The organism is Curtobacterium sp. PhB137 (assembly GCF_003814955.1).
Taxonomy (GTDB): domain Bacteria; phylum Actinomycetota; class Actinomycetes; order Actinomycetales; family Microbacteriaceae; genus Curtobacterium.
Genome location: NZ_RKQO01000004.1, coordinates 871,285 through 893,032 on the forward strand (window position 1 = coordinate 871,285; position 21,748 = coordinate 893,032).

Sequence of the window (21,748 nt, forward strand, 5' to 3'; positions counted from 1 at the left end):
GCACCATGACCACCACATCGACGAAGAAGTCGATCGGCGCCCTCACCGCGGCGCTCCTCGCAGCGTGCATCGCGTTCCAGCTCAACGCGAGCATGCTCAGCCCCGCGCTCGTCACGATGGCGCGCGAGCTCAAGACCGACGACGCCACGATCGGGCTCTCGCAGACCCTGTACTTCACGCTCGCGGCACTGTTCTCGCTGTTCCTGCCGCGCCTGTCCGACATCGTCGGGCGCAAGCGCGTCCTGATCGGCATGCTCGCCGTGATGCTCGTCGGCAGCATCGTGGCCGCACTCGCCGTGAACGTGCCGATGCTGTTCGCCGGCCGGATCATCCAGGGTGTCACCGGTCCGGTCGTCCCGATCTGCCTGCTCGTCCTGCGCAACGAGATCGCCGACCCGAAGCGCTACGGCGCCGCGCTCGGTCTGCTCACCGCCGTGAACGGCGGCATCGCCGGCGTGGACGCCCTGGCCGGTGGCTGGATCGCCACGAACTTCGGGTTCCGCGGGATCTTCTGGGTCATCGCCGTCGTCACCGTCATCGCGCTGGCGCTCGTCGCCGTGTGGGGTGTGGAGTCGAAGCCGTCCGCCGGCACCCGGATGGACTGGATCGGTGTCGTCCCCCTGGTGGTGAGCGTCGGCGCACTGCTCACCGCGTTCAACGAGGCCGGCAAGCTCGGCGCCGCCAACCCGGCACTGGTGATCGGCGGCGTCGTCGTCGCGCTCGCCGCCTTCGCGGTGTTCTGGGCGGTCGAGTCACGCGTGAAGGAGCCGCTCGTCGAGACCCGGTTCCTCAAGCGCCGTGCCACGTGGGCGCTCCTCGCGACGACGTTCCTGACCATGACGGGCGTCTTCGCGGTGGTCAACGGTCTCGTCACGTCGCTCGCGCAGAACGGCGACGCCGGCTTCGGCATGGAACCCGACCTCGCCTCGCTCGTGTTCCTCACCCCGTACGCGCTGGTCGGCTGGATCGTCGGTCCGTTCGCCGGACGCCTCGCGCCGACCATCGGCTACCGCGCCGTGCTCCGCTTCGGGCTGATCGGCAGCATCGTCTCGACGGTCCTGATGGCACTGGTGGGCGTGCACTCGCTGCCGGTCCTGGTCACCGCGACCGTCCTGATCGGCATCACGTACGCGGGCATCGCGAACATCATCCTGAACGGCCTGGGCATCGTGCTCTCGCCGGAGTCGAACCCCGGCTTCCTGCCCGGTCTGAACGCCGGTGCGTTCAACCTCGGTGCCGGGGTCAGCTTCGCCGTCCTGCCGGCGCTGCAGATCGCGCTCGGGGTCGGCGGGTCCGCGGGCACCGCCGGGTACTCGGGTGGCATGCTGCTCGGTGCCGTGATCACGACCGCCGCGCTCGCGATCTCGTTCCTCATCCCCCGCCCGGAGAGCGCCGAGACCACGTCCGTCGCGCCGCAGAAGGAGACCGTCCGTTGACCCAGACCATCGTGATCGTCGGATCGCTCAACGCGGACCTGGTGGTCCGGACCGAGCGGTTCCCGAAGCCCGGTGAGACCCTGCACGGGTCCGACCTGGCGATCCTGCCGGGTGGCAAGTCCGCCAACCAGGCGGTGGCTGCCGGGAGGCTCGGGGGCACGGTCCGCATGATCGGTGCGGTCGGCGACGACGGGAACGGTGCGCTGCTCCGCGACTCCGTCGCGGCTGCGGGTGCGGACACGACGCACGTCGCCGTCCGGGAGGGCGTGGCCACCGGCACCGCCGTCATCACGGTCGACGCCGCGGGGGAGAACACCATCGTGATCTCCGCCGGCGCCAACGGCACGCTGACGCCGGACGACGTGCCCGCCGACGCCTTCGACGACGCCGGCGTGCTCGGCCTCTGCCTCGAGGTCTCGATCGACGTCGTCCTCGCCGCAGCCCGGGCAGCGCACGCCGCCGGGGTCACGGTGCTGACGAACCTGTCGCCCTTCGGCGATGTCCCCGCCGAGATGCTCGAGCTGACCGACGTCCTGCTCGTCAACGAGCACGAGGCCGAGTCGCTCGGCGAGCACGGTGTCGCGCGCTCGATCGTCACCCGCGGCGGCTCGGGCTGCCTCGTGCACGACGGTGATGCGGACCCGGTGTCGATCGACGCCGTCCGGGTCGAGCCGGTGGACACGACGGGCTGCGGCGACGCCTTCATGGGTTCGGTGGCCCTGCGGCTGGCGGCGGGGGACTCCCTCGTCGACGCCGCACGGTTCGCGGTGGGGGTCGGGGCGTACGCCGCGACCAAGGCGGGCGCGCAGGCCTCGTACCCGACCACGGCGGAACTCGAGGCGTTCCTGCGGGCGTAGGGCGGGCCTCCAGGCGGCTAGCGTTGTGGCATGCGCGTGGGAGTCCTCGACATCGGGTCCAACACCGGCCACCTGCTCGTGGTGGACGCCCACGGCGGTGCCGCGCCGCTGCCGGCGTCCTCGTTCAAGCAGCCACTGCGGTTGGCCGAGCACCTCGACGACGCCGGGGCGGTGACGCCCGAGGGTGTCGACGCGCTGACGCGGTTCGTCGCGGACGCCGTCCGCGTCGCCGAGGAACGTGGCTGCGAGGACATGCTCGCGTTCGCGACCTCGGCCGTGCGCGACGCGGTGAACTCCGACGAGGTGCTCGCCCACGTCGAGGCCTCGACCGGGGTCGAACTGGCCGTCCTGTCCGGCGGCGACGAGGCACGACTGACGTTCCTGGCGGTCCGGCGGTGGTTCGGGTGGTCGGCCGGACGGCTCGCGGTGTTCGACATCGGCGGTGGGTCACTCGAGATCGCCGGGGGCGCCGACGAGGCGCCGGACGTCGCGTGGTCGATGCCGATCGGCGCCGCCCGCCTGGCCCGGTCCTACTTCGCCGCGGGGACCCCCACCGAGGAGGACGTCCGCCGCATCCGGCACGAGATCCGGGTCGAGATCGCCCGCGATGCCGGCAAGTTGCTCCGCGCCGGTCGGCCGGACCGTGCCGTGGCGACCTCGAAGACCTTCCGGTCGATCGCGCGGATCTGCGGGGCGGCGCCCTCTGGTGCCGGTCCGCTCGTGCCGCGGGTGCTCGACGGCGACGTGCTCCGGTCGAAGCTGCCCGCGCTGCTGACGATGTCGGTCGACGAACTCGCGACGCTGCCCGGGGTGTCGGCGAGCCGGGCGCACCAGGTGGTGCCGGGAGCGCTCGTGGCCGAGGCCTGCCTCGACATCTTCGACCTGCCGGCGCTGGAGATCTGCCCGTGGGCCCTCCGCGAGGGCGTGATCCTCGAGCGGCTCGACCAGCTGTCGGTGCTGGGCAACTCCCAGTAGTGACCATTATGGTCAGTACATGACCAAAAGGGACACACCCCGTGCGCTCGTCCCCGGCGCACTCTGGACGGTCGCGGGAGTCGGATGGCTCGTCGGCGAAGCCGTCTCGGCGTCGGCGTTCCCCGGCTACAGCTACGCGACGAACTACATCTCCGACCTCGGGGTCCCCGACGTCGGCGCGTTCCAGGGGCGGGGGATCGACTCACCGCTGCACGCGCTCATGAACACGACGTTCATCGGGCAGGGCGTCCTGTTCGGGATCGCAGCGGTGCTCGCCGTCGCGGTGTTCCGTGCCGCGTCCCGCCGTGCGCGGGTGGCGACCGCGGTCCTCGCCGTGGTCCACCTGGTCGGGATGGTCCTGGTCGGCTCGTTCCACGGCAGCCAGACGAGCACCGACGGCGGCACCATCGTGTTCCACGTGCTCGGCGCGGCGGCAGCGATCACGACCGGCAACCTCGTGGCGATCACCGCCGGCATCGGGTCCCGGGCGCTGCGGGCGCCGGCGGCCTTCCGGATCGCGAGCGTCGTGCTCGGGATCGTCGGCCTCGTCTCCCTCGTGATGCTCGTCGTGGACTCGTCGTCGACGGTGATCGACGTGCTCCCCGACGGCGTGTGGGAGCGTGCATCCGTGTACACGATCGTCGCGTGGGAGCTCATGACCGGGATCACCCTGCTGGTCGCGGGGACGCGGCGCCAGCGGGCGGCACGAGCCACGGTGGTCCGCGCATGATCCGCCCCGCGCGCCGTGCTCGGCCCTCTGCCGAGGAGATCAACGGGGACGTCCTGGACATCACCGCCGGACTCATCGCCCGCCGCGGCATCAAGGACACCGCCGTGCAGGCCGTCGCCGACCAGGCCGGCTACTCGAAGGCGGGCATCCTCGCCCGGTTCACGAGCAAGGAGCTGCTCGTCGAGGCCGCGCTCGCGCAGTGCGCCGTGCAGACCGAGGCGATCCGGGCAGCTGCCTCCGACGCCCCCGCGGGGGAGTCCCGCGACGCCGCGGCGCTCGCGGGGATCGCCGACCTCGCACTCGCCCGGCCGGGGTGGGCGGAACTCGCCCTCGCGGCGTTCACCCTGCGGCGCGGGGACGACGTCGGCGTCCGGCTCGAACCGGTCGCCGCGACGCTCCTCGACGTGTTCGGCATCGACATGGCCGACGCCACGGCCACCCCGCTGGACCGGCGGGCGCGGGTCTCCGGGGCGTTCGGTGCGATCGTGATGCTCGCGCTGACGTACGAGACCGAGGCCTCCGCCGCCGAGGCCCGGCCGCACATGCTGCAGGTCGGGTGGGACGCCCTCGGCCACGACGGGTTCGTGCCGCTCGGGGTCGTCGGCTAGGGCCGCTCGGACCTCGGTGGAGCCAACAGCCACGGACGGATCAGCTTCGTCACGAAGGGCAGCACCCAGAACGTCATGATCGGTGTGAGCACGAGCGTCGTGATGAGCACCCGCGGCAGCGCTGCGAGTCCCGCGAACGACGGCACGAGCAGCCCGACGACGATCGTGAACGCCAGGTTCACCGGGAAGAAGCCGAGCCAGATGCTCACCGCCTGCTTCCACCGCGGGGGAGCGCTCGAGGCCGGGGCGTCCTGCGGGACGTCGAACCAGCCCTCGATGCCGGTGCGCTTCTCGACGCGGGACTCCACGACCAGGTCGCGACCGAGGTCGAGCCAGCGGAGCCGGTCGTCGGAGTTCTCCCACGTGGCCAGCGAGTCGTGATCGGCGAAGCGGTAGAGCATGTGCCACTCGCGGGACTGCGCCCTCGACCGCACCCACCCGGAGCCGAGGAACCCCGGGTACCGGTTGGCGAGGTTCACGCCGGACTGCACCCAGTGGGTGACCTCGGGGATGCGGTCGGGTTCGACCAGGCGGGTGATGGACACAGTGACGGGCGGGCCGGCGGTCTCGGGTGACGACTGCAGGCTCCCTGGCTCTTGTGGAGTCATGGGTCCAGTGTCGCGGACGCGTGTTACCGGCTCGTGTCGTCGAGGAGGTCAGTCCTCTGCTGACAGGCCGTGGAGCTGCATCGCCGCGATCACTGCAGGATCGTGCGTTCGGAGCGGTTCCGCTGTGACGTCGTGGAGCAACCGGCTCCGGTCCCCGTCGTCCGATCGCTCGAACACCGTCCAGAGCTCGAGGTCGGACCCGTGCCGGGAAAGGAACCGCACTCCGTCGAACACCGGGTTCACTCCGCGAGCCCCAGCCGCTGCGCGGACTCGAGGAACTCCGGACGGAGCTGTGCCACGGTCGCAGCTGCGCCGACGTCGCAGAACACTCCGGAAAGCGCCGCGCGGGCGAGGAGCCGCTCTCGGAACCACGTCGACGGTACGACACCGGCTTGGCCCGTCGGGTAGAGCGCATCGACTTCGTCTTCGATGATCTCCGCCATTGCGTCGATGACCTGCGGGTCCGGGCGGAACTGTGCGAGTACCTCGACGAGGGACGCGAACGGCGAGGAACCCGCGTAACTCGTCCGGTAGGTTCCGTTCGGCGAATCCCATCGGCCAGGGAACACTCCCCCGTCTGCCCACTTCCAATCGGACCAACCCCACGGCGTCGGCTTCCGACCGACGCGCCACACCGGTCCGTCGGGGCGGCAGGCGACGAGGTCGCCCTCGAGCTTCATCAGCCGTTCGCCACGAACGCTCGGGCCGCGTCCAAGACCCTCGGGCCGACTTCGTCCAGGTCGCCCTCGCGCAGGGTCCGCGCCGGGGAAGCGTCGTCGAGTCGCGGATTGAGTCCCTGGAACCAGGCTTGGGCAACGCGTTCTCCGTCGACCCCGGCGATGAACTCGGCCACGCGGAACGTGAGCTTCAGCCGCTGCTCGACGACGCTTGATGGCCGTCGGCCCCCGGCTTCGGACCATTGCTGCACCGCTCGGGTCTCGTTCACCCCCGCGATGTACGCGACCAGCTTGGAGCCGAGAACCGAGCGGAGGTCCCCCACGATCTCCGGGAGGTCAGCGCGGATCGAGCGTTCGAATGCCTGGAGCTCAGTGGTGCGCATGCTTGCAACTTACCACTCACACCCCAGATCACACCCCGGATCACATCACACCGCGCAGCAGTGAAGACGCCTAGCTCGCCTGCTTCTTCTCGGCGGGCGCCTTCTTGGCCGCGGGCTTCTTGGCGGGCGCTTTCTTCGCCGGGGTCTTCTTCTCGGTGGCCTTCGCTGGCGCAGACTTCTTGGCGGGCGCCTTCGCGGCCGGTGCCTTCTTCGTCGAGCCGGACGTGCTCGAGTCGGAACCCGACGACGAACGCGAGCTGGACGACGGACGCGACCCCGGGCCTCCTGTCCGCTTCTTGTCCACGGACGCACGCAGGGCGGCCATCAGGTCGAGGACGTCACCGCCCTCGCCCTCGTCGTCCTCGTCCTCCTTCGCGCCGAACGTCTTCTCGGTGTCGATGTCGTCACCGGCGTCGAGCTTGGCGTCGATGAGCTGCTGCAGTTCCTCTTGGTAGGAGTCGGTGTAGCGGTCGGGATCGAAGTCCGTCGACATGCTCTCGACGAGCGACGAGGACATCTTCAGCTCGTTCGCGCTGACCTTCACCGACGAGTCCAGCGCCGTGAAGTCGGCGGCTCGGACCTCGTCGCCCCACAGCAGCCCCTGCAGCAGGATGACGTCGTCGTGGACGCGCAGCACGCCGAGCCGGGTCTTCTGGCGCAGCGTGAACTGCACGATCGCGAGCCGGTCGGTCTTCGCCAGGGTCTCGCGCAGCAGCACGTAGGCCTTCGGCGAGCGCGAGTCCGGCTCGAGGTAGTACGTCTTCTCGAACATCATCGGGTCGACCTGATCGACGGGGACGAACTCGAGCACCTCGACCTCGTGCGACTGCTCCTCGGGGAGCTGCTTGAAGTCGTCCGCGGTCAGCACCACGGTCTTGTCGCCGTCGTCGTAGGCACGCTGGATGTCGGCGTACTCGACCTCGTGTCCGAACTCGCAGACGCGCTTGTAGCGGATGCGGCCCTTGTCCTCGTCGTGGACCTGGTGCAGGGACACGTCGTGGGTCTCGGTGGCCGCGTACACCTTGATGGGCACGTTGACGAGCCCGAACGCGATGGAACCCTTCCAGATCGACCTCATGCGCACATGATGCCCGTGTCCGCACGGGAGTGCCCGCAGCCGACGGGTTCTCCACAGATCCGGGTTCGCTGGACCGTCGACCGGTCGACGCGAGCACGATGGGCGCATGAGCCAGCTCGACAAGCAGGACCCGCGCTCGCAGTTCGCCAGGCCGCCGTTCCCCGCGCAGACGCAGCAGGGGTCCGGGCTGGCCAGTGCGATGGACCCGCCGCCCGACCACGGCGAGGTCTCCTACCTCGGCACGGGGCGCATGCGGGGGTACCGCGTGCTCGTCACGGGTGCCGACTCCGGCATCGGCCGAGCCGCGGCGATCGCGATGGCGAAGGAAGGGGCAGACGTCGCACTGAACTCCCTGCCCGAGGAGATCGACGACCTGACCGAGGTCCGTGACGTCATCGCCGACCTCGGTCGCAACGCCGTGATGCTGCCCGGTGACCTGACGGACGAGGGCTTCTGCGACGAACTCGTCCGGACGGCGGTGCGCGACCTCGGCGGGCTGGACGCCCTCGTCCTGGTCGCCGGACACCAGCTGGTGCACGAGGACGTCACCGAGCAGTCGACCGAGGACTTCGACCGCACGATGAAGGTCAACCTGTACTCGCTGTTCTGGCTGGTCCGGGCTGCCGTGCCGCACATGGCGCCGGGCAGCGCGATCGTGACGACGAGCTCGGTGTCCGCGTACCAGCCGCAGGACCGCATGATCGACTACGCGGCGACGAAGGCCGCGATCACCACCTACACCAACGGCCTCGCGCGGCAGCTCGCGGCGAAGGGCATCAGAGCGAACACCGTGGTGCCCGGGCCCGTGTGGACGCCACTGCAGCCGATCAGCTACCCGGGCGACGAGATCGCACGGTACGGCCAGGACACCCCCTTCGGCCGGCCGGCGCAGCCCGTCGAGCTCGGCAGCGCCTACGTGTACCTGGCGGGGCCGGAGTCGTCGTACACCTCGGGCACGACCCTGACGGTGGCGGGAGCGACCGGGGTGGCGCTGTGAGTCCGGCGGCCCGCAAGACCGTCGTCCTGGTCGGCGATCGGCGACTGGCGCTGACGAACACGGACAAGGTGCTCTACCCCGAGACCGGCACGACCAAGGGGCGGGTGATCGAGTACTACGAGCGTGTGGCGCCGTGGATTATCCCGCACGTCAAGGACCGTCCAGTGACCCGGAAGCGGTGGGCGAACGGCGTCGACGGCAAGGTCTTCTTCGAGAAGAACCTGCCGGACTCCGCGCCCGACTGGGTCCGCCACCACACCATCCACCACTCCGAGCACGACAACGAGTACCCGATCGTCGACGACCTGCCGACCCTCGTGTGGATGGCGCAGCAGGCCGCGCTGGAACTGCACGTGCCGCAGTGGCGGTTCGGCCCGCGCGGTGGGCAGCAGAACCCGGACCGGCTCGTGCTCGACCTGGACCCCGGCGAGGGCGTCGGCCTGCCCGAGTGCGTCGAGGTGGCGGTCGCGGCACGCGAGATCCTGCACGGCATGGGGCTCGACCCGTACCCGGTGACCTCCGGTTCGAAGGGGATCCACCTCTACGCCGCCCTCGACGGCCGGTCGACCACGGCGAACGTCTCCGACGTCGCGCACGAACTCGCGAAGGCGCTCGAGCACGACCTGCCCGACCTGGTGCTGTCGTCGATGAGCCGGGCCGAGCGGACGGGCAAGGTGTTCGTCGACTGGTCGCAGAACAACGGCAACAAGACGACGATCGCGCCGTACTCGCTGCGCGGCCGCGAGCGGCCGACGGTCGCAGCACCCCGCACCTGGAAGGAACTCGAGGAACGCGGGCTCGCGCAGCTCACGTTGGACGAGGTCCTCGAACGCCTGCAGGCGCACGGGGACCACCTGCACCCGGTCGCCTCCGCCTCGCTGGCCGTCGGGCGCGACGACCACGTTCACTGGGACAGCGACCGGACCGAGCGTGCGAACGAGGCCGAGCAGCCGGCTCGCGACCGGCTCACTGCCTACCGCGCGAAGCGCGACGCATCGAAGACGCCGGAACCGGTGCCCGAAGGAGCCCCCACGGTCCGGAAGGACGGCACCCCGACGTTCGTGATCCAGGAGCACCACGCCACCCGCGACCACTACGACTTCCGGCTGGAGCACGACGGTGTGCTGGTGAGCTGGGCATTGCCCAAGGGCGAACCGACCGACCCGGGCAAGAACCACCTGGCCGTGCAGACCGAGGACCACCCGCTCGAGTACGGCGCGTTCGAGGGCACGATCCCGAAGGACGAGTACGGCGGCGGCACGGTCACGCTCTGGGACGACGGCACCTACGAGCTCGAGAAGTGGCGCGAGGGCGAAGAGGTCATCGTCACCCTGCACGGTCGGACCGGCGGCGCTCGCCGACTGGCGCTCCTGCACACCCGCGGTCGGGGCGGAGCGGGCGACGAGAAGAACTGGCTCATCCACCGCACGAAGGAGCAACCCGACAAGCTGGCGGACGCCGGCGGCGCGACGGACGCGGGGCGGGCCTCCCGTCCCTCTGCCGCGCACCGAGACGGACAGCGGCGCATCAGCGGAGCCAGCCCTGCGGACACCCCTCCGGGGGACCGACGGACCATGCAGGCCACCCTGGCGAAGGACGCACCCCGGCTGGACCCGGCCGACTGGGCGTTCGAGATGAAGTGGGACGGCGTCCGTGCGCTCGCCACCGTCCGGGACGGCTCGGTCACGCTGCGGAGCCGGAACGACAACGACCTGACGGAGCAGTACCCGGAACTGCAGGAACTCGGCGACCGTGCCGGGGTCGACGGCGTCTTCGACGGCGAGATCGTCGCGTTCGACGACCGGGGGCGCCCGAGCTTCCAGCTCCTGCAGAACCGGATGGGCCTGACGAAGGCGCGCGAGGTGCGGGCGGCGCAGCAGACGACCCCCGTGCGGTTCCTGGTCTTCGACGTGCTCGAGGCCGACGGGCACGAACTCACCCGCCTGGCGTACGACGCCCGGCGGCAAGCGCTCGAGACGGTCGTCGAGCCCGGCGGGGCGATCGACGTGCCGCCAGCCTCGCAGGGTGACCTCGACGGCGTGATGACGTCGTCGCAGGAGCAGGGCCTCGAAGGGGTCGTCGCGAAGAAGCGCAGCTCGAAGTACGCCGAGGGCAGGCGGTCCGAGGCCTGGCTGAAGCTGAAGCACCACGCCACGCAGGAAGTCGTGGTCGGTGGGTGGAAGCCGGGCAGCGGTCGTCGAGCGGGTGGGATCGGCTCGTTGCTGCTCGGCGTGCCCGGTCCGGACGGTCTCGAGTACGTCGGCAAGGTCGGCACCGGGTTCCGTGACCGCGACCTCGACGAGATCGCCGCAGCGCTGCGACCGCTCGACCGGAAGACCTCGCCGTTCGTCGACGTGCCCCGGATCGACGCACGGGACGCGCACTGGGTGACGCCGAAGCGGGTGGGCGAGGTCGAGTTCGCCGAGTGGACCGGTGACGGACGCCTGCGGCAGCCGTCCTGGCGGGGCTGGCGTCCGGACAAGGACCCCGAGGACGTGGTGCGCGAGCACTGACCTGCCTCGCCGGACCGGCCGCCCTGTGCCAGCTCGCGAACGCGCTGATGCGTGCGCATGGGGTCCGCCCGTGGCGAAATTCCGTCCCCCGTCCGGCGCCCGGGCGGGGGACGTTTCCACATGTCCGGCCGCCGGTCCGCCGCCGACTGTTACGTTCGCCGGGACGAAAGGGCCTGGGGATGAGCTCGAGCAAGTACCTGCCGCCGTACACGGCCGAGGAACGCGTCGCGATCAACGGGGATCGTGCCGCACGGATCCCGGTCGATCCGGGGGCCGTGGTGACCGACACCGAAGCGACCTACGCGGACTTCCTCGCCGACGAGACCGACGAGTAGCCGCCGGGGCGGGGGAGAAGACGGCCCGTGCACCGGATCAGGGAGCGCACGGGCCGCCGTCGAAGCACCGTGACCGACCCTTCAGGGATGGCCGGCCACGGCGCGCTCGCACCAGGCGCGCGGAGGCGTACCTGGTAGGCACGTACTAAGGACGTGACGAACACCCGATTCGTCACACGAGAATCCGAGATCCGCGAAGAGGAGCTGCTCCTGTCCAGCGACGAAGCCCTCGCGGCGTTGTCCGACGCCTCGCTCGTCGAGCGCAGCGCCGACGGCGACACGGCCGCGTTCGGGGTGCTGATCCGTCGGTACGGACCGCACATGCGGGCCTACGCGGCTCGGATCCTCGGGTACGGCGACGGCGAGGCCGACGACGCCGTCCAGGAAGCCGCACTGCAGGCCTGGCAGCGCATCGACCGGGTCGAGGACCCGGAGCGGGTGCGCAACTGGCTCTTCCGGATCGCGGCCAACAAGGCCCTCGACCGGCTCCGCGGGCGGCACCCGCACGCCGACCTCGAAGCGATGGTCGACGCCCCGGACGAACGACCCGTCGACGAGGTGGTCGCCACCCGGATGCAGGTGCGGGAACTCGCGCGTATCGTGCAGGCACTCCCGGATGCACAGCGCGCCGTCTGGGTGATGCGCGAGGTGGGTGGGGCGCCCTACGCCGAGATCGCCGAGGCGACCGGGTTGCCCGCGCCGACCGTCCGCGGGCTGCTCGCACGTGCGCGGCGACACGTGCTCGAACAGATGGAGGGGTGGCGATGACCGACGACGTCGACGACCGTCACGGTGCCTTCACGCTGGACGAACTCTCCGACTACCTCGACGCCGACCGGACTCCTGTCCGGGCGGACATCGAGGGTGACCCCGAAGCCGTCGCCGCACTCGAGCGGCTGCAGGCCCTGCGGGTGGCATCACGGGACCTGCTCGACACCGAGGCATCGGCGGACGGCGACGAGCGCTGGATCAGCTCGGTGCTCGCGTCCATCCGGACGACCGCCCACGCCGGACGGGACATCCCCGTCCCCGACGACGATCCGGCCGCGCACCTGGTCGTGACCGAGGGGGCTCTGCGCGGACTCGTCCGCACCCTCGGTGACGACGTGCCCGGTGTCGTCGTCCGGCGGACCCGGTTCAGCGGGGACGTCGGGGTCCCCGGCGGTGCCGTGGACGTCGACGTCACCATCGTGGCCACGCTCGAGGCATCGGTGTCGGACCGTGCCGAGGCGCTCCGGGCGCACATCACGTCGGTGCTCGGCGCGCACGCACCGTTCCGGATCCGCAGTGTCGTCGTCCGCGTCGCCGACGTCGTGGTCGGGGGCACACCGTGACCGCGGACGTCCGGGTGCTCTCCCGCGAACTCACCTCCGTCGTCCTCGCGGTGCCGGGCGTCCGGTCGGTCCTGCCGCCCGGACCCGGGCTCGCCACGCTCGTCCGCGACGTCCGCTCCGTGCTCGAGATCCCGCGGGACGGTGGGGCCGTGCTCGTGCAGGACCGCCCGGACGGGGCGCGGATCCGCGTGGTCGTCACGACCGACCGGGCCGTGCCGACGATCACGGTCATCCGGGCCGTGCGTGACGCCGTCGTGACCGCAGCGCGCCACTCCCTCGGGGCATCGCCCTCCGACGTCACGGTCCGCGTCGTCGAGATCGACTGAGCGTCAGGCGGCCGGTGCCGGTCCGTCCGACGGCTCGGCGTCGTCCGCGACGGGGAGGTCCTCGTCGACGAGCTCGTCCTCGCCGGGTTCGGACACCTCGGCCGCAGCGGCCTTGGCCTCGTCGATGGACTCCTGCGAGCGGCGGAGGAGGTCGTCGTCGTGTGCAGTCTGGTCGCTCATGCTCCAGGAGGCTACGCGGGCGTGCCTGTGTCGGCGTCCCGGCGTCCGGCCGGGCGGTGCGACCCCCAGTGTGTCCTGCCCCGCGGATCGGTCCGGGGGCGGGGCGGCTCGAAGTCGACCGCCGAGGTCGGAGCCGGTGACGAGGGCATCGCCGGCGCGGCCGGTGCGCCGTACGCGTCCGCCGCATCGAGCACGGCGCGCGTCGCCGCAGCGGCCGTCCGCAGGGCGTCGCCGATCGGCATCGCCCGGTGGCCGGGGGTCCGGACCTCGACGCCCCACGGCTCGTCGAAGCCGAGCTCCCGGACGGTGCGCACGAGCCCCGGCAGGTCCCACGCGCCCGCTCCGGGCAGGTACCGTGCCTCGCGGGCTTCTTCGGACAGGGTCATGCCGGCCGGGGTGTGCAGGAGCCCGTCGCTCAGTTCGACCGCCGCGAGCGTCGCGGGCGCGACCGCCTGGCGGATCGACGCCAACGTGGACCCGCCCCGCAGGGTGTGCATCGCGTCGAGCAGCAGCCCGCCGTTCGGGTGACCCGCCGCTGCGACGAACCGCGAGGCCCGTTCGATCGTCGGCAGGTTCGACCACGGCTCGGGTTCGAGGACGAGCTGCGCGCCGACGGCCGCGGCCTGGTCGGCCAGCACGGTCCAGTCGTCGGCCATCGTGATCGGTGAGGCGCCGGGCAACGTCGTGTCGGCACGAGCGATCACCTGCCAGGCACGGAGCGCCGCGGCGGCCTCGAGGACCACCCCGCGGTCGGCGGCGTCGTCGTCGGCCCGGCTCGTGCAGGTCCACCAGCGGTCGAGCGGCCCCAACTGGACCCAGACGATCCCCGCACCGTCGAGCATGCGGCGGAGTTCGGCGAAGCCCGTCGTCGCACGCACCTCGTGCAGGTCGTCGAGCGACAACGAGAGCCCGGCGAACCCAGCGGCACCGACCGCGTGGACCCGTTCGCTGATGGGCTCGTCGCCCGCCCACGTCCACGACGTCGCCAGCAGATCGTGTTCCATCACGGCCGTACCTCCGTCATCCCGGAGCAGCTGCAGACGCCCGTCGCGATGGTCCTGCCCCGTGTGTGCGACGCCGCGATCCCCACCTGGCGTCGCACCAGGGATACCCGGCGTGTCTGCGAGCCCTCCCAGCGGCGCGTCACACTGCGGAAACGCCGGTCAGACGATGCGGGTGCGGACCGTGCCGATGCCGGCGATCGTGCCGACGACGAGTTGTCCGCGTTGCAGGGCCCCGACCCCCTCGGGCGTCCCCGTCATGAGCAGGTCCCCGGGGGCGAGCGTCACCGACCGCGACAGCGCCGCGATCGTCTCTGCCACCGACCAGATCTGCTCCGCCAGGTCACCGACCTGCCGTCGTTCGCCGTCGACGACGAGCTCGATCACACCAGCCGTCGGGTCGATGCCCTGCGCCGGGACGATCGCGCCGATCGGTGCCGAGGCGTCGAACCCCTTCGCCGTGTCCCAGGGGCGACCGAGGCGCTTGGCCTCGGCCTGGAGATCGCGTCGGGTGAGGTCGATGCCCACCGCGTAGCCCCAGACGTGGGTGAGCGCGTCGTCGACGCCGATGTCCGCGCCGCCGGTGCCGATCGCGACGACCAGTTCGACCTCGTGCTCGAGCTGCGCCGTCTGCGGCGGGTACGGGGTGTCCGCGTCGTCGACGACGACGGCGTCCGCCGGCTTGGTGAAGAAGAACGGCGGCTCGCGATCTGGGTCGTGACCCATCTCGCGTGCGTGCGCCGCGTAGTTCCGACCGACGCAGAAGACGCGTCGGACGGGGAAGCGTGCGCCCGTGGTCGTGGGGACGGTCGGGAGGCTCGGGGCCGGGATGACGAGGTCGGTCACGGTCTCAGCGTGGCAGGCTCGCAGGGCGTCGGTTCAGCTCTCACCGAAGGACGCCTCGTACTTGAGCTTCCGCGCGCGGGCGCGCTCCTGCCGTTCGCGCCACTCGATCCGCATCTGCGCGAGCTCTTCTTCGGCGCCCTTGGCGAGCATCAGCGGACCGTAGTGGGGGCTCGCGAGGAGCCGTGGTGTCGTCATCTCGCGGTTGTCGAGCCATCGTTTGAACTCTTCATCAGTCAGCGTCGAGATCATCTGCGTGCACTCCTTCCTGTTGTCTCCGGGCTTCCGCTCGTGCTGCCTCGAAGTCAGCGAGCGCCGTGGACGTCCATGTGTCGTCATCAGTCGTCCAGCTCCGGGTCACCAGTGCCGCGGACATCACGGCAGCTGCCGCGCGCCTGTCCTCGTCATCCGAGGTTGCTCGGTCAGCGACCCACGACCAACGCTGCCACCAGAGGTCGCGATGCCCCAAGAACTCCGTATTTCGCCGACCGGCGCGCCCGTCGAGCACCGAGGCGACGAGTGCGCCCACTGCGACGGACGCGCTCGTGACCGACACGAGTGCACTGATCCAGCCGATGTCCATGCCCGCCACCCTGACGCCACAGGACCGGCCACGCGGCGGGCGTGACCGGTCCTGTGGACGGTGATCCGGGCCTCCCGGCCTGTGCAGGAGGGATCAGGCAGACGGGTCCTGCGGCCACCCCGAGAACTCCCACCCGTCGACGGACGGGTGGTCCTCGCCCCGTGAGTAGGCGTACTCGCGGGCCGCGTCCCGTGCGGCGGACAGCCGGTCGAGCAACTCGGCGTGTGCACCGGCGTCGACCCGCGTCAGGGCGTCGTGCGCCAGCGCGAAGCGGTCCATCTCGTTCCGCATGAGCATGTCGAACGGCGACGTCGTCGTGCCCTGCTCCAGGAAGCCATGCACGTGCAGGTCGTCGTGCCCGTTGCGACGGTAGGTCAGCTGGTGCACGAGCGACGGGTACCCGTGGAACGCGAACACCGTCGGGGTCCCGGGCAGGAAGAGCTCGTCGTACCGCTCGTCTGGGATCGGGTGCTCGTGCTTCCGGGGATCGCCGAGGGCGAGCAGGTCGACGACGTTGACGACCCGGACGCCGACCCCGGGAGCGTGCTGCCGGATGATGTCCGCGGCGGCGACCGCCTCGACCGTGGGGACGTCCCCGGCGCAGGCGAGGACGACGTCGACGCGACCGACGGACTGCTCGGTACCGGCCCAGTCCCAGACCCCGAGACCTGCGTCCGCGTGGGCGACGGCGTCCTCGAGGGACAGGAAGACGGGCTCGGGGTGCTTCCCGGCAACGATCACCTCGATGCGGTCGGTGGTCTCGAAGGCGTGTGCCGCGACGGCGAGCAGCGTGTTGGCGTCGGCGGGCAGCTTGATCCGGACCAGGTCCTGCTGCTTGGACGCGACGACGTCGAGGAACCCGGGGTCCTGGTGGGAGAACCCGTTGTGGTCCTGCCGCCAGACGTGCGACGACAGCAGGATCGACAGGTTCGACACGGGCGCACGCCATTCGATGTCGGTCGAGGACTCGAGCCACTTGGCGTACTGCCCGACCATCGAGTCGATGATGTGGGCGAACGCCTCGTAGGTGTTCAGGAGCCCGTGCCGGCCGGAGAGGACGTAACCCTCGAGCATGCCCTCCAGCAGGTGCTCGGACAGCACCTCGGTCACGCGTCCACGGGCAGCGAGGTGCTCGTCGCCGACCGCGCGTTGTGCCCGCCACACGCGCGAGGTGACGTCGAAGACGGCGTCGAGCTTGTTCGAGATCGTCTCGTCCGGGCCGAAGAGCCGGAACGACGACGGGTTCTTCGTGATCAGCGCTGCGAGCCACGGGCTGAGCGTGCCGGTGGCCGAGGCCGTCGAGCCGGCGGGGACCCCGTACGCGTCGAGCGCGGGCCGGTCGAGGGCCGTCCGGATGCGCCCGCCGTTGGCGTGGGGAGTGGCGCTCATCCGGTCGTCGCCGGTGGGACGGATCGTCGTCATGATCCCGACGGGGTTCCCGTCCGCGTCGAAGAGCTCCTCGGGTCGGTAGGACCGCATCCACTCCTCGAGCTGGGCGCGGTGTGCGGAGTTCTCGCGGACCTCGGACAGCGGCACCTGGTGGGCGCGGAACGTCCCCTCGACCTGCTGGCCGTCGACCTCCTTCGGCCCGGTCCACCCCTTCGGACTGCGGAGGACGATCATCGGCCAGCGCGGGCGCAGGTCGGCGGCGCCGGCGGGTTGCCCGGCAGCCGCACGTTCGGCCTGCGCGCGAGCTGCCGCCTGGATGTCGTCGATCGATGCGAGCGCTCGACGCAGAGCACCGTCGAACAGGGCGTGCACGGCGTACGGGTCGTCGTCGACCCGCTTCGAGTCCACCACGATCGGGTCGTACCCGAGGCCACGGAAGTAGGCGGTCAGGTCCTCACCGGGGATGCGGGCGAGGACGGTGGGGTTCGCGATCTTCCACCCGTTGAGGTTGAGGATCGGGAGCACGGCACCGTCGGACACCGGGTCGAGGAAGGTGTGTGCCTGCCACGACCCCGCGAGCGGGCCGGTCTCCGCCTCGCCGTCGCCGACGACGCACGCGACCACCAGGTCGGGGTTGTCCAGGGCCGCTCCGTACGCGTGGGCGAGTGAGTAGCCGAGTTCGCCGCCCTCGTTGATGGACCCGGGTGTCTCCGGTGCCGCGTGCGACGGGATCCCGCCCGGGAACGAGAACTGCCGGAAGAAGCGCTGCAGGTCGTCGTCCGCGTACAGCTCGCCCCACGTGCCGTCGAGCCAGGCGTTCGCGTTCATCGCGGGGCCGCCGTGGCCCGGGCCGCAGACGTAGAGGAACTCGCGTCCGGTCTCGGCGATCAGCGCGTTGCAGTGCGCGTACACGAGGTTGAGGGCGGGCGAGGTGCCCCAGTGTCCGAGCAGCCGGGGCTTGATGTCGTCGGGCTCGATCGGCCGCCCCAACAGCGGGTTGTCCAGCAGGTAGATCTGCCCGACCGTCAGGTAGTTGGCGGCACGCCACCAGGCGTCGACCGCCCGGAGTCGGTCGGTGGTGGAGAGCTGTGCAGGAGCCATGCCCCCACGCTACGAAATGCCGGCCCCGTGAACCTCAGGAAACCCGTTCCAAACCGATCGCGGGGGTGCACCGAATGAGTTGCACAGGGCAAAAGCCCAGGGCGCTCTCCGGTCAGACATGGCCGTTGTTCAGCGTACGCACAGGAGCATACGTCGGCCGTAGGCCGGGGTGCCCACACAGCAAAGGACAGATCACCATGCGCAAGAGCCTGAAGACCTCCATCACCCTCGCCACGACCGGCGCCCTCGTGCTCGGCGGTGCCGCGTTCGGCATCTCCTCCGCCCAGGCCGCCACCCCCGCGATCCACACGGTCTCGTCGTCGTCGTCGAAGATCCCCGCACCGGTCGCCTCGGTCCCCGAGGTCCTCGGCGGCTCCACCGCCGTGAAGCTCGACTCCGGCTTCACCGACGCCCTCACCGCCCTCAAGCTCACCCCCGGCGTCTCGGGAGATGCGACCCTGGCTGACGGGTCGGTGTCGTTCCCGATCACCGCCGGGTCGGTCACGTACTGGTCGCCGGACGGCAACTACAAGCCCTACGTGCAGGGCCTGCTCAACCACGACGACTCCGGCCTCACGCTGAAGGCCGGCGACACCACCGTCACGCTCGAGAACTTCGTCGTGAACCCGGGCTCCTCCAAGCTCTACGGTGACGTCCTGGTCAACGGCAAGGTCGCCGCGTCCAACGCGTTCCTGTTCGAGCTCTGGGGCGGTTCCCTCAAGCCCCTCCAGCTCGAGGGCGACAACGCCATCCTGACCGGCACCACCGTCCACGTCTCCGAAGACGCCGCCGGCCTGCTGAACAAGACCTTCGGCACCGACGCCGTCAAGCGCGGCCTCCTCGTCGGCACCGCCACCATCACCGCACAGATCAAGTAACGCCCCGCACCACACGCACCACCGCACCACACGTGAAGGGCCGCCCCGGGCAACCGGGACGGCCCTTCACCACGTTCAGTGACGCCGGCGCCACCACCGACGAGGTCGGTCGTCAGACCCGGCCGCCAGTGCAGCCGCAGCCGCTGCGGCCGCGGCGAGACGGGCCTCCCGGCGGTCACGCCACGCGGTGACCTCGTCATCGACGTCCCGCAGCGGCGTCACGACCGGCGGCCCACCGAGCAGCTGACGTCGGGCTTCCTTCACCCGGGCGTTGAAGTCCACCAGGACATCGCGCACGTCGGCCTCCGTCGACAGTGCGTCGAGGGCATCGTCGAGTTCCGCGTCCTCGGTGCGGAGTGCGAGAGCGGGAGGAGCGATACCGCGGATGTCCTCGCGTTCGATCTTGGAGCGGATCCACCAGTCCGGGTCGTGCTGCCCGTCGTTCCCGGGCAGGGGCTTGCCGTGGTACGGATTGCCCTCGAAGACGCCGCGGCGCTCGGCCTGCTCGATCTGCGCCCGAGCGTGGGCGGCGACGTCTGCCGCCTTCAGCAGCCGGCGTTCCTCACGCACCTCGTCCGGATCGAGCGACCCCCGCTCGATCTCACTGTCGACCAGCTGCTGGTAACGGTAGCGAGCGGCCCTGCGGAGCCGGTCCATCCGTGCATCGACGTCGTTCATGACCCCTCCATGATCACTCCGAGTGGTCGTCCTCGCCAGTCAGTTCCTCGATGGTCAGCGCTGCCTGGATGAGCGCCAGGTGCGACAGTCCCTGGGGGAGGTTGCCCATGAACGAGCCGTCCTCGCTGATCATCTCGCTGAACAGCCCGACGTCGTTCGCCTGGCCGACCATCTCGTCCATCAGGGTCCGAGCGTCGTCGATCCGGCCCGTGCAGGCCATCGCGGCTGCGAGCCAGAACGAGCACGCGACGAAGGGCGACTCCTCGTCCTCGATGCCCGAGTAGCGGTACACCAGCGGTCCGCGCTGCAGCTGCTCCTCGATCGCCCGGATGGTCGACGCCATGCGTGGGCCGCGGTCGAAGGAGCTCATCGCGTGCAGCAGGATCGACGTGTCGAGCGCGTCCGAACCCGGGTACATCACGTAGTGACCGCGTTCCTCGTCCCAGCCGTGTTCCGCGACCCACTGCGTGATCAGTTCGCGGTTCTCGACCCACTTGGCGCGCGGCCCGTCGATCATGCCGGCATCGTGGAGGTCCACCGCGGCGTCGAGGGCCTGCCAGCAGCCGATCTTGCTCGTGACGTAGTGCTGGGTGTCCTCGAGCTCCCACATGCCCGAGTCCGGTTCCTCCCACCGGTGGCAGGCGTCGTCGGCGAGTTGCTGCAGGACGGCCGCGGTCTTCCGGTCCAGGACGTTGCCGGCGTTCACGTACTGGCGCAGGATCTCGAAGACGTCACCCCAGACCCCGAGCTGCAGCTGGTCGCCAGCGCGGTTGCCCACCGTGACCGGGCCGATGCCGTTCCACCCGGGGACGTCGCGCTCCTCGACGTCGTCGCTCTTCGTGCCGTCCAGCTCGTAGAAGATCGGCATGTCCTCGTCGTGCTCGGCGATGGTGCGCATCACCCACGACACCGCCGCGTGGGTCTCTTCGCGCAGGCCGAACCGGGTCAGGGCGTGCACGGTGTACGACAGGTCGCGCACCCAGGCGAACCGGTAGTCCCAGTTCTTGCCGCCGGTCCGGTCCTCGGGCAGGCTCGTGGTCGGCGCCGCCGCGATCGCTCCGGTCGGCGAGAAGATGAGCAGCTTCAGGGCGAGGGCGCTGCGCTGCACTGCCTCGGCCCAGGGGCCGTCGTAGGAGAACTCCTCCGACCAGGTCGCCCAGTTGTCGATCGTGCGGTCCATCGCGGCGAGTGCGCTCTCCGGCCGCGGCATGAAGATCGGCTCGTCGTGCGTGCCGACGATGGTCAGGATGTGCTTCGATCCGTCGCCGGTGGTGAACCGGCCGGAGAAGCGCGGGCGGTCGTCGTCCACCGGGTCGAACCCCTGCTCGACGATCGCGATCGTGATGCCGTCGATGCCGATGACGGCGCCGTTCGCGGTGTCGAGGCGCTTCGGTTCAGCGGTCCCCAGCAGGGTGCCGGGCACGACGGCCCACTCGAACTCCACGGACCCGTTGACCCCCTGAACGCAGCGCGCGACCTCGGCCCACGGCAGGCGGCCGGCGACCCCGGTGACCATCGCGTCCGTCACCGTCGCCCGCCCGGACGGTGTCGTCCACGTGGTGACGAGCACGTTGGTGCCGGGCAGGTACTCGCGGGTGACGTCGGCCGATCGGTCCACCGGGCGGAGCGCCACGTGGCCGCCGCGTTCGGCGTCGAGGATCTCCGCGAACACGGGCGGTGAGTCCATCGAGGGGATCGGCAGCCAGTCGATCTGCCCGTCGCGGGCGATGAGCGCGACGGTCCGACCATCGCCGATCGCTCCGTAGGTGCGGAGCGGGGCGTAGCCGTCGGTGCGTGCGTGGGTGTCGACCGCGTCGAGGGTGTCTTCGGTGCGCTCCGTCATGCACCCAGACTGCCCGCGCCCGAGGCGCGACCATCAGGCGGACGTACCCCGCTGTGGAGGACGCGGGACGGACCTCCCGGCTGTGGACGACCTCGACACGCCCGGGTGAGTTGCGCATCCCGGGCGTGTCGCACTACTGTCGCTCTCCTGCCCAACGGCAGGAACGCCAGCGGCACCAACGCCGCCGGCAGGAACGCCCGCCCCGGGCACACCGGAAGGACAGCGCATGCGCGCCGTGCAGCACAACGAGGAACGCGTCGAGCTCCAGCTCGACGCGACCGCCGTACTGCCCGAACCGCAGCAGCAGTGGTCCCTCCGCTATCCCGCGTAGGCACGGAACGTCCCTCGACGCCCCGTGCCCACCCGGCCCGGGGCGTTCGTCGTCCTGCTCATCC

The 21,748-nt window shown here is 70.8% G+C and carries 24 protein-coding genes; 12 read left to right on the top strand and 12 right to left on the bottom strand.

Going from position 1 to position 21,748, the window contains the following annotated elements:
* Positions 1–5 precede the first annotated feature (5 nt).
* Genes EDF28_RS04610 through EDF28_RS04630 form a run of 5 tightly spaced genes read left to right on the top strand, consistent with a single transcriptional unit; the run spans position 6 to position 4,606 of the window.
* Positions 6–1,436 carry an MFS transporter gene (locus tag EDF28_RS04610; protein ID WP_123294886.1) on the top strand — a complete coding sequence of 477 codons (1,431 nt, stop codon included), beginning with the start codon at positions 6–8 and terminating at the stop codon, positions 1,434–1,436.
* Entirely contained in the window at positions 1,433–2,293 is an 861-nt protein-coding gene (locus EDF28_RS04615) for a ribokinase (RefSeq protein WP_123937320.1), read from the top strand. Before EDF28_RS04610 ends, EDF28_RS04615 begins: the two co-directional genes overlap by 4 nt.
* Before the next feature lie 30 nt (positions 2,294–2,323).
* Positions 2,324–3,268, top strand: a complete 945-nt coding sequence (locus tag EDF28_RS04620) for a Ppx/GppA phosphatase family protein (RefSeq protein ID WP_123937321.1) — start codon at positions 2,324–2,326, stop codon at positions 3,266–3,268.
* 19 nt (positions 3,269–3,287) lie between these two features.
* Positions 3,288–3,998, top strand: coding sequence for a DUF998 domain-containing protein (locus EDF28_RS04625; protein WP_123937322.1), 711 nt, complete (start codon positions 3,288–3,290; stop codon positions 3,996–3,998).
* Positions 3,995–4,606 carry a TetR/AcrR family transcriptional regulator gene (locus EDF28_RS04630; protein ID WP_123937323.1) on the top strand — a complete coding sequence of 204 codons (612 nt, stop codon included), beginning with the start codon at positions 3,995–3,997 and terminating at the stop codon, positions 4,604–4,606. Before EDF28_RS04625 ends, EDF28_RS04630 begins: the two co-directional genes overlap by 4 nt.
* On the opposite strand, the gene EDF28_RS04635 is transcribed toward EDF28_RS04630, so the two are convergent.
* The 4 genes from EDF28_RS04635 to EDF28_RS04650 all read right to left on the bottom strand — a co-directional run bounded on the left by EDF28_RS04635 (position 4,603) and on the right by EDF28_RS04650 (position 7,352).
* The gene (locus EDF28_RS04635) at positions 4,603–5,214 is read right to left on the bottom strand and encodes an antibiotic biosynthesis monooxygenase (protein ID WP_123937324.1); all 612 of its coding nucleotides are present in this window, start codon (positions 5,212–5,214) and stop codon (positions 4,603–4,605) included. The genes EDF28_RS04630 and EDF28_RS04635 overlap by 4 nt on opposite strands.
* Positions 5,215–5,453: 239 nt before the next feature.
* Complete coding sequence (locus EDF28_RS04640; protein ID WP_123937325.1) at positions 5,454–5,657, bottom strand: hypothetical protein; 204 nt, start codon at positions 5,655–5,657, stop codon at positions 5,454–5,456.
* 236 nt (positions 5,658–5,893) lie between these two features.
* On the bottom strand, positions 5,894–6,274 hold the full coding sequence (locus tag EDF28_RS04645; RefSeq protein WP_123937326.1) for a hypothetical protein: 381 nt from the start codon (positions 6,272–6,274) through the stop codon (positions 5,894–5,896).
* Between the two features lie 70 nt (positions 6,275–6,344).
* A complete protein-coding gene (locus EDF28_RS04650) occupies positions 6,345–7,352 on the bottom strand; it encodes a Ku protein (protein ID WP_123937327.1) in 1,008 nt (335 codons plus the stop codon).
* A gap of 106 nt (positions 7,353–7,458) precedes the next feature.
* Here EDF28_RS04650 and EDF28_RS04655 point away from each other — a divergent pair, with 106 nt between their 5' ends.
* From EDF28_RS04655 to EDF28_RS04675, 6 genes are all read left to right on the top strand, one after another.
* Positions 7,459–8,349, top strand: coding sequence for an SDR family oxidoreductase (locus EDF28_RS04655; RefSeq protein WP_123294896.1), 891 nt, complete (start codon positions 7,459–7,461; stop codon positions 8,347–8,349).
* On the top strand, positions 8,346–10,862 hold the full coding sequence (locus EDF28_RS04660) for an ATP-dependent DNA ligase (RefSeq protein WP_123937328.1): 2,517 nt from the start codon (positions 8,346–8,348) through the stop codon (positions 10,860–10,862). Before EDF28_RS04655 ends, EDF28_RS04660 begins: the two co-directional genes overlap by 4 nt.
* A gap of 179 nt (positions 10,863–11,041) precedes the next feature.
* Positions 11,042–11,197 carry a hypothetical protein gene (locus EDF28_RS19130; protein WP_159570798.1) on the top strand — a complete coding sequence of 52 codons (156 nt, stop codon included), beginning with the start codon at positions 11,042–11,044 and terminating at the stop codon, positions 11,195–11,197.
* A gap of 153 nt (positions 11,198–11,350) precedes the next feature.
* Complete coding sequence (locus EDF28_RS04665; protein WP_235035797.1) at positions 11,351–11,965, top strand: RNA polymerase sigma factor; 615 nt, start codon at positions 11,351–11,353, stop codon at positions 11,963–11,965.
* Positions 11,962–12,531, top strand: a complete 570-nt coding sequence (locus tag EDF28_RS04670) for a hypothetical protein (protein WP_123937329.1) — start codon at positions 11,962–11,964, stop codon at positions 12,529–12,531. The genes EDF28_RS04665 and EDF28_RS04670 overlap by 4 nt, the downstream gene beginning before the upstream one ends.
* Positions 12,528–12,857, top strand: coding sequence for a hypothetical protein (locus tag EDF28_RS04675; RefSeq protein ID WP_123937330.1), 330 nt, complete (start codon positions 12,528–12,530; stop codon positions 12,855–12,857). Before EDF28_RS04670 ends, EDF28_RS04675 begins: the two co-directional genes overlap by 4 nt.
* Before the next feature lie 3 nt (positions 12,858–12,860).
* On the opposite strand, the gene EDF28_RS19135 is transcribed toward EDF28_RS04675, so the two are convergent.
* The 6 genes from EDF28_RS19135 to EDF28_RS04700 form a co-directional block, all read right to left on the bottom strand.
* Positions 12,861–13,037 carry a hypothetical protein gene (locus EDF28_RS19135; protein ID WP_165901280.1) on the bottom strand — a complete coding sequence of 59 codons (177 nt, stop codon included), beginning with the start codon at positions 13,035–13,037 and terminating at the stop codon, positions 12,861–12,863.
* A gap of 11 nt (positions 13,038–13,048) precedes the next feature.
* Positions 13,049–14,041: a sugar phosphate isomerase/epimerase gene (locus EDF28_RS04680; RefSeq protein WP_148086808.1), complete on the bottom strand. Its 993-nt coding sequence runs from the start codon at positions 14,039–14,041 to the stop codon at positions 13,049–13,051.
* Positions 14,042–14,200: 159 nt separating this feature from the next.
* A complete protein-coding gene (locus EDF28_RS04685) occupies positions 14,201–14,884 on the bottom strand; it encodes a fumarylacetoacetate hydrolase family protein (protein ID WP_123937332.1) in 684 nt (227 codons plus the stop codon).
* A 33-nt stretch (positions 14,885–14,917) separates the two neighbouring features.
* The gene (locus EDF28_RS04690; protein WP_123937333.1) at positions 14,918–15,133 is read right to left on the bottom strand and encodes a hypothetical protein; all 216 of its coding nucleotides are present in this window, start codon (positions 15,131–15,133) and stop codon (positions 14,918–14,920) included.
* Positions 15,114–15,464, bottom strand: coding sequence for a hypothetical protein (locus EDF28_RS04695; RefSeq protein ID WP_123937334.1), 351 nt, complete (start codon positions 15,462–15,464; stop codon positions 15,114–15,116). Before EDF28_RS04695 ends, EDF28_RS04690 begins: the two co-directional genes overlap by 20 nt.
* 93 nt (positions 15,465–15,557) lie before the next feature.
* Positions 15,558–17,954 carry a phosphoketolase gene (locus tag EDF28_RS04700; RefSeq protein ID WP_123937335.1) on the bottom strand — a complete coding sequence of 799 codons (2,397 nt, stop codon included), beginning with the start codon at positions 17,952–17,954 and terminating at the stop codon, positions 15,558–15,560.
* 197 nt (positions 17,955–18,151) lie between these two features.
* Between EDF28_RS04700 and EDF28_RS04705 the strand changes: the two genes are divergently transcribed.
* Positions 18,152–18,832 carry a hypothetical protein gene (locus EDF28_RS04705; RefSeq protein WP_123937336.1) on the top strand — a complete coding sequence of 227 codons (681 nt, stop codon included), beginning with the start codon at positions 18,152–18,154 and terminating at the stop codon, positions 18,830–18,832.
* A 75-nt stretch (positions 18,833–18,907) separates the two neighbouring features.
* On the opposite strand, the gene EDF28_RS04710 is transcribed toward EDF28_RS04705, so the two are convergent.
* Positions 18,908–19,510 (bottom strand): DUF1992 domain-containing protein, encoded by a 603-nt coding sequence (locus tag EDF28_RS04710; protein WP_123937337.1) that lies wholly within the window; start codon positions 19,508–19,510, stop codon positions 18,908–18,910.
* Positions 19,511–19,523: 13 nt separating this feature from the next.
* Complete coding sequence (locus tag EDF28_RS04715; protein ID WP_123937338.1) at positions 19,524–21,353, bottom strand: glycoside hydrolase family 15 protein; 1,830 nt, start codon at positions 21,351–21,353, stop codon at positions 19,524–19,526.
* Positions 21,354–21,748 lie beyond the last annotated feature (395 nt).

Bases quoted from the DNA above. Each gene is read 5' to 3' on its own strand.
- EDF28_RS04690 (WP_123937333.1), bottom strand. From the start codon at position 15,133: ATGATCTCGACGCTGACTGATGAAGAGTTCAAACGATGGCTCGACAAC.
- EDF28_RS04700 (WP_123937335.1), bottom strand. From the start codon at position 17,954: ATGGCTCCTGCACAGCTCTCCACCACCGACCGACTCCGGGCGGTCGAC.
- EDF28_RS04710 (WP_123937337.1), bottom strand. From the start codon at position 19,510: ATGAACGACGTCGATGCACGGATGGACCGGCTCCGCAGGGCCGCTCGC.
- EDF28_RS04655 (WP_123294896.1), top strand. From the start codon at position 7,459: ATGAGCCAGCTCGACAAGCAGGACCCGCGCTCGCAGTTCGCCAGGCCG.
- EDF28_RS04650 (WP_123937327.1), bottom strand. From the start codon at position 7,352: ATGAGGTCGATCTGGAAGGGTTCCATCGCGTTCGGGCTCGTCAACGTG.
- EDF28_RS19130 (WP_159570798.1), top strand. From the start codon at position 11,042: ATGAGCTCGAGCAAGTACCTGCCGCCGTACACGGCCGAGGAACGCGTC.
- EDF28_RS19135 (WP_165901280.1), bottom strand. From the start codon at position 13,037: ATGAGCGACCAGACTGCACACGACGACGACCTCCTCCGCCGCTCGCAG.
- EDF28_RS04640 (WP_123937325.1), bottom strand. From the start codon at position 5,657: ATGGCGGAGATCATCGAAGACGAAGTCGATGCGCTCTACCCGACGGGC.
- EDF28_RS04620 (WP_123937321.1), top strand. From the start codon at position 2,324: ATGCGCGTGGGAGTCCTCGACATCGGGTCCAACACCGGCCACCTGCTC.
- EDF28_RS04695 (WP_123937334.1), bottom strand. From the start codon at position 15,464: ATGGACATCGGCTGGATCAGTGCACTCGTGTCGGTCACGAGCGCGTCC.
- EDF28_RS04680 (WP_148086808.1), bottom strand. From the start codon at position 14,041: ATGGAACACGATCTGCTGGCGACGTCGTGGACGTGGGCGGGCGACGAG.
- EDF28_RS04610 (WP_123294886.1), top strand. From the start codon at position 6: ATGACCACCACATCGACGAAGAAGTCGATCGGCGCCCTCACCGCGGCG.
- EDF28_RS04670 (WP_123937329.1), top strand. From the start codon at position 11,962: ATGACCGACGACGTCGACGACCGTCACGGTGCCTTCACGCTGGACGAA.
- EDF28_RS04715 (WP_123937338.1), bottom strand. From the start codon at position 21,353: ATGACGGAGCGCACCGAAGACACCCTCGACGCGGTCGACACCCACGCA.
- EDF28_RS04645 (WP_123937326.1), bottom strand. From the start codon at position 6,274: ATGCGCACCACTGAGCTCCAGGCATTCGAACGCTCGATCCGCGCTGAC.
- EDF28_RS04625 (WP_123937322.1), top strand. From the start codon at position 3,288: ATGACCAAAAGGGACACACCCCGTGCGCTCGTCCCCGGCGCACTCTGG.
- EDF28_RS04705 (WP_123937336.1), top strand. From the start codon at position 18,152: ATGCGCAAGAGCCTGAAGACCTCCATCACCCTCGCCACGACCGGCGCC.
- EDF28_RS04635 (WP_123937324.1), bottom strand. From the start codon at position 5,214: ATGACTCCACAAGAGCCAGGGAGCCTGCAGTCGTCACCCGAGACCGCC.
- EDF28_RS04630 (WP_123937323.1), top strand. From the start codon at position 3,995: ATGATCCGCCCCGCGCGCCGTGCTCGGCCCTCTGCCGAGGAGATCAAC.